Source organism: Mesorhizobium sp. CNPSo 4684 (genome assembly GCF_057784315.1).
The window spans coordinates 156,387-170,064 of record NZ_JBWLUX010000009.1; the positions used below are offsets into that span (position 1 = coordinate 156,387).

A 13,678-nucleotide genomic window follows, 5' to 3' on the forward strand; every position below is an offset into this window, starting at 1 on the left:
GAAGGGGTTTTGGCTGAGCATGATCTCTGGACAAACGGTTCCCGTTTGATCGAGGAAACCGGTTCCCATTTTTCGGGATCATGCCTCGTCAGGCAGGAACCTTGATCACCGCCCGCAGGCCGCCGAGCGGACTGTCGTCCAGCGTGATGTCGCCGCCATGGCTGCGGGCGATGTCGCGGGCGATGGAGAGGCCAAGGCCGGTGCCGCTGGCGTCGAGGTTGCGAGCTTCGTCAAGCCGCAAGAACGGCTTGAACACGTCCTCGCGCTTTTCGGGAGGGATGCCCGGACCGTCGTCGTCGATGGTGACGACAAGCGAACCACGGCCGTGATTGGCGCTGATCTCCACGGTCTTGGCATAGCGCAAGGCATTGCCGGCGACATTGGACAACAGCCGGGCGAAAGCGTGCGGGCGCACATGCACGTCCGGATCGCCGGCGAGCACGGTCGACAGCTTGCGCTTGTGCAGCGACGCCTCCTCGCCGAGCTTCTGGAAATAGGCCTCGAGATCGAAATGGCCGGCATCTTCCGACGCTTCGCCGCGGGCAAAGGCGATATAACCTTCCAGCATCGACTGCATGTCATCGATGTCCTGATTGAGCGCCGCCTTGGTCTCGGGTTTGCCGCCGGCCAGCGCCAGCTGCAGCTTGAAGCGAGTGAGGATGGTTCTGAGATCGTGGCTGACGCCGGTCAGCATGGCGGTGCGCTGTTCCAGCTGCCGTTCGATGCGCTCGCGCATCTGGATGAAGGCAAAGCCGGCGCGGCGAACCTCCTCGGCGCCACGGGGGCGAAAATCGCGCGGCATCGGCCGGCCCTTGCCGAAGCTTTCGGCGGCCTCGGCCAGCATCAGGATCGGCCGGATCTGGTTGCGCAGGAAGGGGATGGCGATCGTCAAAAGCACCAGCGAGGTGCCGACCATCCAGATCAGGAAGATGTGGGTGTTGGAGGCATAGGCCTGGCTGCGGCGCACGAAGACGCGCAGCACCTTGCCTTCAAGCTGGATGCGCACCTCGATGATGTTGGAGTTGCCGACGGTGTCGATCCAGAACGGGCGGTTGATCTGGCGGGTGATCTCGGTGGAAAGGACGTCGTCCAGGATCGAGAAGAAGGGCTTGGGACCTGGCGCCGGCAGTGGGTCGGGCGGCAAGAGGTCGACCTTCAGCTGCATGCGGTCCTGCGCGATGCGGATGATGTTGGCGTAGTCGCCGTCGTGCGGATAGGTCTCGATCATGTCGATGATAGCGGCGATGTCGCGCACGGTGGCCTGCGACAGGCGCTGCGTCACGGTTGCCCAGTGTCGTTCCATGAAGTCAAAGGCGACGACCGATTGCAGAAGGATCATCGGCGCGATGACGATGATCAGCGAACGGGCATAAAGCCGCTTCGGCATATAGAGCGCGACCAGGCGCCAGAACCGGTTCCAGGCGCGCGGCATGGCTTTCAGCGCGCGTAATATGCGCGTGCCGAAGCCGCCTTGTTCCGGCCGTTCCAGTTGCGTGGTCGCCATGTGTCCTTCCGCTGGTCGCTCGTCGATGGCACTCGTCTATGGCCAAACGGCGACCGTCGGTGGCATTCTATTCCACGCCGAGCCGTTCTGGAACAGTCGTGGCATGGCGGCCGACGAGCAGGCACGGAATCGCAAGTATCGTGATCAAGGGTTCGCCGGTGCGTTGCGTTGGAACCACATCGCGGATCGAGCGTTACGAGCGGATGGTCAGACGATTTGCCTACGCCCTTATCTTCGTCCAGGTATTCATGGCGACCGCGCTGGCTACACAGGTATTCCTATCGACCGCCGAGGAAGCCCGTAGCTCAGAACTCTCGCTGGCGCCGGCGCCAGGCGAAGAGGGATGCGCCAAGGCGATGTGGCCCAATATTCCGGAACGATGTCTGCAACGAGTCGAGCCGAAAGTGGTGACGCTCGTGCTCAGCCAAAACAACTGATGGCGAATGGCGCTTTCTGAAATGCAGGTGCCATGCGCCGCTGGCTGCGCTGCCGCGGGACCACCAACGCTCCGTTAAGCCTCGGTCAATCTCTGCAATCTATCTTGAAGGCCAGATTGTCGAGGGTGACATGAAGCGCAAGTCGGTAATGGTCTTTGCCTTCCCAGCTCTGATCCTGCTGATCCTGGCAGGGGAGCGCATGGCGGCCTTCTTGCTGGGGGCCTATCCGGCCAGTCCCACAATGTGGTGGATCTGGCTTGAACTAAGGCCGCTGTCGACGATGTTCTGGCAACAGATCGATCTCTATCTGGGAGCGTCGATGGTCGTTGATGCCTCCATCCTGGCCGCCGCGTCGATCGTTTGCTGGATGGCGTGCCGCACAAGAAAGTCGGCTGCCTTCTACTTCCTTGCAAATCACGTCGCCCTGCTTTTTGCCGGGTTGATGATCGCCGCCACCAGCCATTCCGAAACAGCGAGCGCGATCGCCTCGTTCACGGTACCCGGGGGTCTTCCATTCTCGCTAATGGTCGATTTCACCCTGAAGAACAGCCTTGTGCTGTTTCTGGGTGTGACAGCATGCGCCTACTGTCACGTTGCCTTCCTCAGCGAAACCCGACAGCGGTCAGAAGCGCTGGCCATGAGACTTGTTGCTCTGCAGCGGGATCTCTAGGGCAGCCCACGTCTTCCAGCCCTAGTTGATCTTTCTGTAGTAAACCTTGCCGTCGGCCTGTTCTATGCGCTGGTAGTTTGGGCTTGGGGCAGGCGCTGTCGCGACGATCCTCTTTTTCGGAGCACGCGGCGCATCGACCACGCTGGGCCCGGTCGCATCTTCACCATCGACGGCGACGGGTGCCTCCGCCACGGCGTTGGCCGCGACCATCGAAGGTTCCGCTGCGCTCGACATGACGTCGTCACGGGCAAGGGGCTGGTTCTGTTCCAGCCGGGCTATGCTCCTGTTGATCTCACCGAAGCTGCTCTGCAGTTGACTGTCGAGTTTTTCAAATCGGCTCTGAAAACCGTTGTTGACCGTGTCCAGCCGGCCTCCGATTCGTTGTTCGAACGTCCCGAGTTGTTGCAGGCGCCCTTCTAGAAAGCGCATATCGCTGATGCCGCGGTAGAGATAAACCGCGGCTATTATATTCACCAGGGTGATCAGGGACGTGCCGATGATGACCGCGCCGATCATGCTTTTGTCGCTCGGTTTCCCAACGACAGCCTGCTCTTCAACGCGGGTTGCTGTCCCAATCTCGATTGCCGGCATGTCCGGTTCGCTGATCATGGTCATTGAACCACCACCTTTGCGCCGACCGCGACGCGTTTGAAGAGATCGATCACATCGGTGTTGGTAAGGCGAAAACACCCCGATGTTCCGTCGAAGCCAACCCCTGACGGATCGTTGGTTCCGTGTATCCGATAGAGCGTGTCACGCCCGTCCCGAAGCAGATAGAGCGCCCGGGCGCCGAGTGGATTGTAGGGACCGGCAGGCACCATTTGCGGCAGCTCCGGCTGGCGGGCGCGCATTTCCTGGGGTGGGCGCCATTCCGGCCATTCGGTCTTGGCCCCCACCTTGACGACCCCGGTCCAGCCAAAGCCGTCGCGGCCGACGCTGATCTGATAGCGAAGCGCCTGGCCTTGTCGGGTCACCAGATAAAGCGCTTTCTCGCCCTTGCGGATAACGATCGTTCCGGGTTGTTCCGTGGTCTCGAAGGCGACGGTCTTGCGCAGGCTGGGGCCCATTGCCGGCAGTGGCGGCCGATCCGCAAGTGCCGATCGCGCGCTGGCGAAGTCCTGGACCGACATTGCCAGCGCCATGGCCATGACGCAGGCCAATCCCGCGCCAATTCGATTCCTACCTGGCCGATACCTATTTGGCAGCGTCATCAAGCCGCTCTTTGAACATTCGCTTCAGGTCTTTGTTGAAGCGCGCACGCCCATCCACCTCTGAAGGCAGGATAGCACGGTTCAACGCATCGGTCAGAAGCGCATTGTCCAGCGCGACCGATTTGATGTGCGGCGCCTTGAAAATCTTTTCGAGTTCGCTGCGCGAAAAGTGGTTCCCGAACCATTTGCGCTTGTGCTTGTTGGCGACCAGCGTGATGCTGACCGCATTGCCACGCAACTCGCGGATCTTCTTGTAGAGCCGCTTGCCTTGCCGCAGCGAGGCGACGTTGAGTTCGAAGACGATGAAGATCTCATCGCTCGTCGACAGCACGGAATTGTGCCAGGGCGTCTCGATGTTCGGCAGATCGATGACGATGTCGTCGAACCGGTAGGCGACGAGGTCCAGCAGCCGAAAGACGAAATCGGCACCCTGCGGCTCGAAAGGCAATTGCGGCCTCTCGAAGGAATAGAGTGTCAGCCCGGACGGACGCGAGAGCTTGATGACATCCATCAGCTCGACGTCGAGCCTCTCCGGTTGGCCGATGATGCCGCCGAGGTCGAACTGGTTGAACTGGTTGAGATAGGCGCCGCAATTGGCGCTCTGGAAATCGAGGTCGACCAGGCAGGTCGAAGCCCCGCGTTCTGGCGATTTCGACGCCAGGTGTTCGGCGGCCGACAGGGCGAGCGTCGTGGCGCCGGCGCCGCCGCTGGCGCTGATGAAGGTGATTATGCGGCTCTTGGTGCCCTGGTTGCCTGTGTCGTGGAAGGTCACTGCGTTCAGCAATTCCTTGCCGTCGAGCGGCTTGTGCAGCCAGTCCGAAGCGTTCATGCGCACCAGCACGCGCGTCTGCTCCGACGACAGCTCGTCGGAGACCGCGATCAGCGGCACGGTTGCCCATTTTGAGCGCGCCTCGACAATGCCGGGCTGGCCGAGCAGCTCGCCATTGCCGAGGTCGAGGATGACGATGCCGGGCCGGGCGTCCGCGGGCGGACCCCTAAGGAAGTCGCCGGTCTCGGAAACCCTGACATCATAGATCGCCAGCGCATCGAGCCGCGTCGCCACATCACGCTTGAAATTCGCATCCGACGAGAACAGTGCAACCTGCTTTCGCTTGGTCGGTGTAACCTTGGTGTTGATAGCGTTCATGGATAGCTGCTCTTCAGGTCTTCGCCCGTGACCGTGCTCAGCATGGAGGGCATGGTGATGTTGTTGAAACCGAGCAGTCCGCTGAGGAAGAAGAACTGGAAGGTCACGTTCTGCAAGCTGACGGTGATTGTGGGTACCGGTCCGCCTGGGCGGGTCTGGTAACCAAGCCCGGTGGCCGTATATCTGACGATCACATTGGCTGGCTGGAGCATTGGAAAGAAATGACACATGCCTGGCCGTTGTCCCGCACTAAGCGGCGGGCAGGTGCCCGCGCCCGTCGCGTCGCCTCGAAAAATGCGATTGAAGTTGGCGGCAGTAAAAGTTCCGGCCACGCATCCTGAACCGGAGCAACTGCACACGCTGGTGGCGCCATTGCAGGTGTAGTCGTAGTTGCCGACGGGAATCGGATCGCCTGGCGTCGTCGCGGTTCCCGCTGCCGCAATCGTTGGCGCAATCGGCGTCGAAATCGACGCTAGGCGTGCGCCGATCTCCACGGCTTTGGTCGCAGCATTCCATTGGTACCATGCATATCCAAAGTCTACGAAGCCGAGGGTAAGTGTCAGGAGCAGGGTCATGCTGATGGCGAACTCCACCATCACAGCGCCAGCCTCATCTCTCCTGAACAGGGCTAATGCGCGCATTTCACCACCCGTTGTAACGTTCTTCGTGGGCGGCGGAAAAGGTAACCGGCCCCAGGCCGAGAAAAGTGAGAAGGGAGGCGCCGGTATATGTGAAAGAGGTCTCAAGTCGGACTACCCGGACATTGGCTGTCGCGCTGTGGTAGTTAGCCAGGCCAGTATTGGGGTCGATAGTCACCGGTATGACGAGGTGATTGAGATCGACCGTGACAGCCGCCGGCAGCCAACCGGTGACCCGGCTTGCAACATTGCAATTTCCACCACAGTTGTACGATCCTGTGGCGGCGATGTTCCGCGCATAGGTGACACAGTTGAGCGCCGTGTTAAACGTCTGATTGCAGCGTGCGGCGTAGCGAGCCCCGTCATTGAGGCCAGCTTCGATTAGCAGCTTTTGATGGAGAAGATTGCCGAACTCGAAGACACCCGCCGAAAGGCTGATCATCAATGGCGTGATCAAGGTCATTTCGACGAGGACCGTGCCTCGCTCCTCGAGGCCAAAACTGCGTAAAATAGACCTCAGCGCAGTCAGCATCACATCACCTGTAAAGCTGCGGTTCGTCACGCACGAAATTGTCGAGCGTTCCCTGTCCGCCTGCGGCGATGTCGACCAACTCGACCATGACGGAGGCATCGTCCGATGCCGATAGGACAGGCTCGGTCAGGAAGAAGCTGGCGAACGATTCGACGGGAAGATTCTCGCTGTGGCCAGACAGGTCATTGCCCAATGCTGAAAGAGCTTGGCAGTTGAGAATTGCCCCATAGAGTAACCTGCGGTCGACTGTCGTTATCGGGGCTTGACACGAATTCACAGGCGTTCCGCTTTCCCCTCCGGTCGATGGTGTTCCAACAAGGCCTGCCGAAATCTCGTAGCGATAGACCTCATAGCGTGTCGGCTTGGTTGTAGCCCAACTGGCCGGCTTGGCGGCGGCTCCGAAATTGGTGCTCCAGTAAGTGTCTAGATCCCAGTTCCCGTCACCTAGCCGAGAATTGATCTGCCCGGCATCCCGAGGCAGCCCCTGAGTGCCGGGCAGATTGAAGGTCAACTGGTTAAAGCTGGGGCATTGGCCCGCGCCTCCCTGAGTCTTTAGGGCGCCCTTTCGGACGTTGGCGGCAGGACCGTATTCTGGAGTGTTGAAGTGACCGCCGGTCGTCCTTATGCCAAACCGGACGTTGAATGCGTCCTGTACTGGGCCAGCGTTCTGCCCGGTTTTGGTGGTGACGTTGTTGTTTCCGTAGCAGCCTATCGGATTTGATGTCGCAATGGTTTGGGCGAGCGCCTGCGCACCGTTGCCGATGCCTTGGGGAGGCTCCAGGAAACCGAAATTGCCCGGCCCGGCGGCGGCGCCATTCCCGACTTTGCGGAGTTCGATCAGTCGGCGGCGCAGGTTCCGATCGGCTGCGGCTTGCTGCAGGGTTACGCCGCCCGGTGCGAGTTCGTACGGGTTGCACATGAATACTGGGGTGAAGTGGCACACGGCACTCTTGAAGCCTGCGACCGAAACCGCACCGATATCGAAGCCGTTTGTTGAGCTACCGACAAAAGTGGCAGGGAACATTGTCGCGAAACCAACCGGTGTGACGGTCACCTCAACGAATTTGGCTGCGGTCGGATCGGTAGTCACATTCGCGGCAACGATGGGATCGCTGTCATTAGTTGGGAGGCTACTCAGGTAGCGCCATGTCACTCCAGCTGCTGCTAGCGCTTCCGCGCCAGGCGGATCGCCGGCAACTGGCTCAGCGAAACGGTACGTGTTGAAGACAAGCGTTGCGAGGGCGTTATTGCCGCGGGTGATCGCGTCCGACTTGCCATCGAGCTCCGCTGCGGTGGCCAACGCGAAAGCATCGGCGCCCTTCTGCAAGTCGTTGTGCAGACTGTTCGCCCGGCTCATGTCGATCACAAGCAACGCAAAACCGACGATTACCGGCAGCATGATTGCGACAAGGATCATCGCTATGCCGCGTTGATCGTCCCAGAACGCCCTAATGGTCCCCAACATGACCTTACTCTCTGCTTCCTTGCACCAGGTCCCTCGCTCACCCGGCGCAGTGCGACCGCATCCTTCTGTTCAATTCGCTCCGTTGGTCACACCCGACCCGCCGACATTGACCGTTATCGCAGGCGGTGGCGGTGGTGGTGGTGGAAATTTGTAGCTCTGGGCAACAGCGGCTGCCCGCGCGCCGTCGCCTTCGATATGTGTGTTCTTCGAGTTCGGATTGAGTGGATCGACCGTCTGCAGCATTGAATTGAATTTCTGCGTATCGCCGGCAGCCAGCGTCACCGAATCGTAGTGGTTCAGATAGTCGGCGGCGCAGCCCGATAGTGCACCGGCGCACAGAATGAGGATCAAGGCGCTATTTCTTGACATAGAGCATCTTGTCCTTCGATTTGAAGTCCAGCATGTGGCCATAGGGGCCGGTCACGCCGTCTCCCGTTTCATATTTTCGGATCATGTCCTTGTTCACCTCGAGCTGACCGAGCACGAAGAATTCCGGGTCGTTGGCCGGTCGCGTCTTGTCGAACGGCGTCGCCAGTTGCTCGCCGGGCTTCACCGGCCGTACGATGTGCGGCGTGACGATGACGACCAGTTCGGTCTCTTCCTTCTGGTTGCTCGAATTGCGGAACAGCGTACCAATGACCGGCACCTGGCCGAGCCACGGTACCTGGTTCTGCAGCTTGGTGGTCTTGCTCGACAGCAGCCCGCCAACCGCGAAGCTCTGGCCGTCGCGCAATTCGACGACAGTTGCCAGCTTGCGGTTGGTGAAGATCGGGTCGCCGGCAGTGGTGAAACCGGTGAGGTCACTCACTTCCGGCGCCAGCTTCATATGGATCTTGCCGTCGTCGAGTACGACCGGCGTGAACAGCAGATTGACGCCGAATTGCTTGTACGTGATGGTTACCTCGCCATCGGTGCCGATGACACGGATGGGCACTTCGCCGCCGGCGTTGAAGCTGGCGGGCTCGCCGGAAAGCGTTGTCAGGTTGGGATTTGCAAGCGTGCGCACAGCCCCCTTGGCCTCGAGCGCTTCAATGATCAGGTCGACCTTGATGTTGCTGTCAATGACGCGGGTGATCAGAGCCGCGAAGGGATTGCTGGTCGACAGCAGGCCGGTGAGCAAGTTCCCAGGTCCCAGCACCACACCATCTTCGTCGACGGCCGCAACGCCCGTGCCTGTACGGGTAGTGCCGCTGCCATTTGTGCTCTTGATCGAAACGCCGAGATCGCGGCCGGCATTGCGCTTGGCCTCCAGAACACGGACCTCGAGATTGACCTGCTGGCTGTCGTCGACAATGACGGAATTGATGATAGCGTCAGGCCCATACTGCTGCACTACCTCCATAATGGACGCCAGCGTGGCGCCATCCTTGACGTGACCGCCAAGCCTGACCTTGCCGTTGATCGAACCGATCTCGATGCGCGCCCTGGGCGCCACCTGGCGGATCGCCTGCGCCATGTCGCTGACGTCGACGCCGACTTCGATCTGGATGACGCCCAGCGAGCGCTTTTCCGGGGAGAAGAGATTGACAGTGGTGGTGCCGGCGCTCTTGCCGATGACGTAAAGCGTCCGGTCGGTCATCGGCTGGGCATCGGCGATCTTCTCGTCGCCGACAACGATGTCGCCGAGATTGGCGCTCACCTGGAGGGTCACCGATTGCGACATCGGCAGGAAGACGCGATGGACGCTCGGGTTCGATACGTCGATGAAACGGTCAGCCGCATCGGCCGCAACGCCCGATAGCATCAGCGCAGCCAGACCGGACAAAGCGGCCGCCCCCATCCTAGCCCAAAACCCCTGCATCCCCGTCTCCCCAATCACTGCCGGCGGCAGCCCTCGATTGCCGCGTGTCTGTTATGGTTGTCGCGGCACATCATATGATTCGAGCTTCACGCCGCGAAAGACGCCCACTGTAACATTCTTCGGCGGTTCCGGCTGCACGTATTTGATCACTTCCTTAACGTCCGGTCCCGACGCCACGGCCGGGTTCACTTTGCCCAACTCGTCGAGGCGGCTTCCCACTCTCTCCACCGCCTGGGTCAATCCGGCAATCTTGTCGTCGGCGCGCTTGCGCTCAGCTGCGGCCTCCGCTTCGGCGGCAGCCTGCCTATCCAGTTCGGCCTGCCTTTTGGCAACATCGTCGGGCGTTTCGCCGGTCAGATCCGAAAGCGTCACGCGTTCGGTCGTCTCGCCCTTGCTGGCCGCTGCCTGGCGAAGGGCCAGCGACAATTGGCCGGCGCCGGCGGCGAGTGTGAGCTTCTGCGCGTCCTTGGTGCTGGCCTCGACCGTTACCGCCTTGACAACCGTCGGGCTGTCCTTGCTTTCATCGGCGACCTGGTCGACGGCGAGCACCTTCATGCTCTGCAACAGTACGTCGACAAAACTCTGGTCCACACCGTCACTATTGCGCACCGTGCGTGTCAGCAGGATATCGACGCGGTCTCCCGGGAAGACGAAGCCGGCGACGCCAAGCACGTCGTTGACCCGGATGGAAACGGCCTTCATGCCTTCGCCGAGCACTGCCGAGAGCGTGGCGCGCTGGCCTGGACCGGTTATCTTGGTTGCGAGAACGGGCTCGTTGGTGCCGATCGCTTGCAGCGCCTGCTTTGTGCCTTCGCCGGCCAACGCGTCTTTCGTTGTCCTGAATGCGCCGGCCGGAACCGCTCCGGCAGGCCATGCGATTTCGCGCAATTTGTCTGATGTCAGCGTGTCGCCGAACTTCAGCGCTACTGCCGCCACCACGACGGTGTCGCGCTTGACGCCATTTGCTTCCGCCATGGCGCTGCGCTGGCTGGCAAGCCAAATGTTGACAAGGACGACCGCCAGGACGCCAAACACGCCGGCCAGGATGATCATGATAAGCGTATTGGCGCGCATGAGCCTAAACCCCAAAAGGCCAGAAAAAAGAACCGCACTCGCCCAGTGCGACCGGTTCAGGTCCGGGTCGTGAAACCCGGACCTGAATTTGTTAGGCGATCAGCTTCCGCCAAGCGCCGAGCAAGTGCCAGTCGGGTGCGCGTCGAGACCGGTGCAAAGTTCTGTGAACCGACCGTTCACCCAGGCGCCGATAGCGATGACAACCATGATCGATGCAACGGCGATGATGCCGATAAGGATGGAATATTCGACCATAGCAGCGCCGTTATCGTCGTCGCGGAACTGCCGGGCCATCGTCATGAGCTTCTTCATGATAATTTCTCCCTTTGGAGGTTTGAACCCGACGAGACAGAGCCAAGGATGAACCCCATACCCAAGCATCCCCCGTCACCTCAATCCTAGGTCGCACCAAAAAGCAGAGTCAAACGGATTAAGAGTTCCTTAACCTTCCAATACCTGAACTTGCGAGCTCAAAAGCGATTTGAATTCTGACAAGAGCTTGATTCGGCTGAATTTTCAACCGTCCTTAACCATTCGTTCACAATTTGGCCGCAGCTAAGGCAAAACGATAGTCGTATTAGTCGAGACGCATATTCCTTTATATCTAAGGGCTTACGGACATTTTTCGCCCGCATGCCGTTTGTTGCGGCATGAAATGTTCCGTGATGTGGTAAGTCGGGCTTCGTGTGACAACGGCAAAGCGCGGCGTTGAAATAAAAAACGATATTTTTTACGTCACCGCTTTAACTATGTTGCAAGTATTAGGTGTTCGCCGCTTGTGCCCCTCGTGGTTAACGCTTAGTTTCCGGAGTTGGGGATTTTCAAGGGGGCTTGGGCGATATGTTGGGTCGCTTTATCAAGGGACCGAGTGAGGTGGGAACGCCGCAGCCGGCACCCGCCGTAGTAGCGTCGAACGGAGCGGCAATCGTTCCGCCGTCTGATGTCGAACCACATGGCGACGACTTCCTGACGCTCAAGGTCGAGCTCCACAGTCACCTGATCGACCGGTTCAATCTTGCCGCGCTGGAAACGGCATCGAAGGATGAGATCCTTAACGAGATCCGGCCGATCGTGCGCGAGTTCGTCCGCGCTCGCGCCGTGCCGCTGAATGCGCGTGAACTCGACAGGCTGACCAGTGAAACCGCCGACGAGATGCTGGGGCTGGGACCGATCGAACCATTGCTCAAGGACGACTCCATAACCGACATTCTGATCAATACCCACAAGCGTGTCTTCATTGAACGGCGTGGCTTGGTTGAAGAGACGGCCATCCGGTTTCGTGATGAGGCGCACCTGCTGCGCGTCATCAACAAGATCGTTTCGGCGATTGGCAGGCGCGTCGACGAATCGTCGCCGATGGTCGATGCGCGCCTGGAGGACGGCTCCCGCGTCAACATCGCGGTTCGGCCGATATCGGTTGACGGCCCGCTGGTCTCGATCCGCAAATTCTCGAAGAATCCCTATTCGCTCGAACGACTGATGGCGCTCAATTCAATCAAGCAGCCGATGATCGATCTGTTGCGGATCGCCGTGCTGGCGCGCAAATCGATCCTGGTTTCGGGTGGCACCGGCAGCGGCAAGACCACTTTGCTCAACGCCCTGTCGAGCTACATCCCGTCCAGGGAGCGCCTCATCACCATCGAAGACGCGGCCGAACTGCAATTGCAGCAGCCGCATGTCGGCCGGCTGGAGACCCGCCCGCCCAATGTCGAGGGCAAGGGCGAGGTCCGTCAACGCGAGCTCGTCAAGAATGCGCTGCGCATGCGGCCCGACCGCATCATCGTCGGCGAGGTTCGCGGCGAGGAAGCCTTCGACATGCTGCAGGCCATGAATACCGGCCACGAAGGCTCGATGACCACCATCCACGCCAACACACCGCGCGACGCTATCTCGCGCCTGGAGCAGATGGTCGGCATGGCCGGCATGCCGATGACACACGAATCCATCAGAGCTCAGATTGCCTCGGCCATCGACATCATTGTGCAGACGCAGCGCCTCTCCGATGGCGGCAGGCGGGTCATTTCGATATCGGAACTCACCGGCATGGAAGGCAATGTCGTCCAGCTCCAGGAAATCTACAACTTCGTCCGTCGCGAGGTGACGCCGGAAGGCAAGATCATAGGCGAGTTTCGCGCCACCGGCATCCGTCCACGCTTTGCCCCTGAGGCGGCGACGCTTGGCCATCATTTCGCCAAGGACGCGTTCAACCCACAGGTTGCGCTCTGATGCCGACCGGTCAAGCTTTGCTCTATTTTATTTACGTGGTCGCAGCCGCGTCGGCTATTCTTGCCGGCGAGGTTCTGTATCTTTCCTTTGCCAAGAGCCGGTCACGGATTGGCGCGATCAACCATCGGCTGAGGCGGCTGGCTGATGACGCTCCGGCCGAAAGGACCTTGCAAGGTTTGCTGCGCGAGCGCGGGCTGACGGAGTCGGGCGACTTTCTTTTTGGCCTGGTCGGGCTGAACAGGCTCTACACCCAATCCGGAATCACCGGAAACCCGCTGTCGTTTGCCACGATGTTTATTCTCGCCGGGCTGGTACTGGCGCTGCTATTGTCGTTCCTTCTCGGCTTCTCGACCTTGGTGTCGCTCCTTGTTTTTCTGACAATCGGACTTGTGATGCCGCTTCTCGTTCTCCGCCGCGCGCGCGCCAAGCGAATCCAGAAATTCGCCAAACAACTACCTGACGCGCTCGACATGATCGTGCGTTCGCTGCGCGCCGGACATCCGGCCTCGGTGGCGGTTGGTCTCGTCGCCCGCGAAATGCCTGATCCGCTCGGCACCGAATTCGGTATCGTCTCCGACGAAATTACCTTCGGCCTCAGCATCGAACAGGCCGTGCGAAAACTCTCCCAGCGGGTGGGCTTCGAGGGACTTCACCTGCTGTCGGTATCGCTGTCGATCCAGGCCAAGACCGGCGGCAATTTGACCGGGATCCTGTCCAATCTCTCATCCGTGCTGCGCGAGAGGCAGAAGCTGAGGCGGAAGATCAGGGCGCTTTCGGCCGAGGGCCGGGTGTCGGCATGGGTCATCTCACTGTTCCCGGTTGCGATGTTCTTGATCCTTCAGCTGCTCTCCCCGACCTACTACGGCAATGTTTGGCACGACCCGCTGATCATGCCGGTGTTCCTGATTTTCGGTCTATGGGCGCTGCTGGGGGATTTCATCATGTATCGAATGGTCAATTTCGATTTCTGACA

The 13,678-nt window shown here is 60.1% G+C and carries 15 protein-coding genes; 4 read left to right on the forward strand and 11 right to left on the reverse strand.

Annotated features, from left to right (window positions below):
* Nucleotides 1-88: 88 nt before the first annotated feature.
* Nucleotides 89-1,504, reverse strand: coding sequence for an ATP-binding protein (locus AC04SG_RS10605; protein ID WP_477339055.1), 1,416 nt, complete (start codon nucleotides 1,502-1,504; stop codon nucleotides 89-91).
* A gap of 140 nt (nucleotides 1,505-1,644) precedes the next feature.
* Between AC04SG_RS10605 and AC04SG_RS10610 the strand changes: the two genes are divergently transcribed.
* Together AC04SG_RS10610 and AC04SG_RS10615 are read left to right on the forward strand one after the other, a co-directional pair.
* Entirely contained in the window at nucleotides 1,645-1,941 is a 297-nt protein-coding gene (locus tag AC04SG_RS10610) for a hypothetical protein (RefSeq protein ID WP_488550978.1), read from the forward strand.
* 130 nt (nucleotides 1,942-2,071) lie between these two features.
* Nucleotides 2,072-2,611: a hypothetical protein gene (locus AC04SG_RS10615; protein ID WP_488550979.1), complete on the forward strand. Its 540-nt coding sequence runs from the start codon at nucleotides 2,072-2,074 to the stop codon at nucleotides 2,609-2,611.
* 21 nt (nucleotides 2,612-2,632) lie between these two features.
* Here AC04SG_RS10615 and AC04SG_RS10620 read toward each other — a convergent pair whose 3' ends face one another.
* The 10 genes from AC04SG_RS10620 to AC04SG_RS10665 all read right to left on the reverse strand — a co-directional run bounded on the left by AC04SG_RS10620 (nucleotide 2,633) and on the right by AC04SG_RS10665 (nucleotide 10,791).
* Nucleotides 2,633-3,226 (reverse strand): hypothetical protein, encoded by a 594-nt coding sequence (locus tag AC04SG_RS10620; RefSeq protein ID WP_488550980.1) that lies wholly within the window; start codon nucleotides 3,224-3,226, stop codon nucleotides 2,633-2,635.
* On the reverse strand, nucleotides 3,223-3,822 hold the full coding sequence (locus AC04SG_RS10625) for a L,D-transpeptidase (RefSeq protein ID WP_488550981.1): 600 nt from the start codon (nucleotides 3,820-3,822) through the stop codon (nucleotides 3,223-3,225). Before AC04SG_RS10625 ends, AC04SG_RS10620 begins: the two co-directional genes overlap by 4 nt.
* Nucleotides 3,806-4,969, reverse strand: a complete 1,164-nt coding sequence (locus AC04SG_RS10630) for a CpaE/TadZ family protein (RefSeq protein ID WP_488550982.1) — start codon at nucleotides 4,967-4,969, stop codon at nucleotides 3,806-3,808. The genes AC04SG_RS10625 and AC04SG_RS10630 overlap by 17 nt, the downstream gene beginning before the upstream one ends.
* Complete coding sequence (locus AC04SG_RS10635; protein ID WP_488550983.1) at nucleotides 4,966-5,610, reverse strand: TadE/TadG family type IV pilus assembly protein; 645 nt, start codon at nucleotides 5,608-5,610, stop codon at nucleotides 4,966-4,968. Before AC04SG_RS10635 ends, AC04SG_RS10630 begins: the two co-directional genes overlap by 4 nt.
* Before the next feature lies 1 nt (nucleotide 5,611).
* A complete protein-coding gene (locus AC04SG_RS10640) occupies nucleotides 5,612-6,139 on the reverse strand; it encodes a TadE/TadG family type IV pilus assembly protein (protein ID WP_023734690.1) in 528 nt (175 codons plus the stop codon).
* A 4-nt stretch (nucleotides 6,140-6,143) separates the two neighbouring features.
* The gene (locus tag AC04SG_RS10645) at nucleotides 6,144-7,604 is read right to left on the reverse strand and encodes a TadE/TadG family type IV pilus assembly protein (RefSeq protein WP_488550984.1); all 1,461 of its coding nucleotides are present in this window, start codon (nucleotides 7,602-7,604) and stop codon (nucleotides 6,144-6,146) included.
* A 69-nt stretch (nucleotides 7,605-7,673) separates the two neighbouring features.
* Entirely contained in the window at nucleotides 7,674-7,973 is a 300-nt protein-coding gene (locus AC04SG_RS10650; protein WP_488550985.1) for a hypothetical protein, read from the reverse strand.
* The gene (locus AC04SG_RS10655) at nucleotides 7,960-9,405 is read right to left on the reverse strand and encodes a type II and III secretion system protein family protein (protein WP_488550986.1); all 1,446 of its coding nucleotides are present in this window, start codon (nucleotides 9,403-9,405) and stop codon (nucleotides 7,960-7,962) included. Before AC04SG_RS10655 ends, AC04SG_RS10650 begins: the two co-directional genes overlap by 14 nt.
* A 51-nt stretch (nucleotides 9,406-9,456) precedes the next feature.
* Complete coding sequence (cpaB, locus tag AC04SG_RS10660) at nucleotides 9,457-10,479, reverse strand: Flp pilus assembly protein CpaB (RefSeq protein ID WP_488550987.1); 1,023 nt, start codon at nucleotides 10,477-10,479, stop codon at nucleotides 9,457-9,459.
* 99 nt (nucleotides 10,480-10,578) lie between these two features.
* Nucleotides 10,579-10,791, reverse strand: coding sequence for a Flp family type IVb pilin (locus tag AC04SG_RS10665; RefSeq protein ID WP_488550988.1), 213 nt, complete (start codon nucleotides 10,789-10,791; stop codon nucleotides 10,579-10,581).
* 528 nt (nucleotides 10,792-11,319) lie between these two features.
* On the opposite strand from AC04SG_RS10665, the gene AC04SG_RS10670 reads away from it, so the two are divergent.
* Together AC04SG_RS10670 and AC04SG_RS10675 are read left to right on the forward strand one after the other, a co-directional pair.
* A complete protein-coding gene (locus tag AC04SG_RS10670) occupies nucleotides 11,320-12,705 on the forward strand; it encodes a TadA family conjugal transfer-associated ATPase (RefSeq protein ID WP_488550989.1) in 1,386 nt (461 codons plus the stop codon).
* Complete coding sequence (locus tag AC04SG_RS10675; RefSeq protein WP_488550990.1) at nucleotides 12,705-13,676, forward strand: type II secretion system F family protein; 972 nt, start codon at nucleotides 12,705-12,707, stop codon at nucleotides 13,674-13,676. Before AC04SG_RS10670 ends, AC04SG_RS10675 begins: the two co-directional genes overlap by 1 nt.
* Nucleotides 13,677-13,678: the final 2 nt, after the last annotated feature.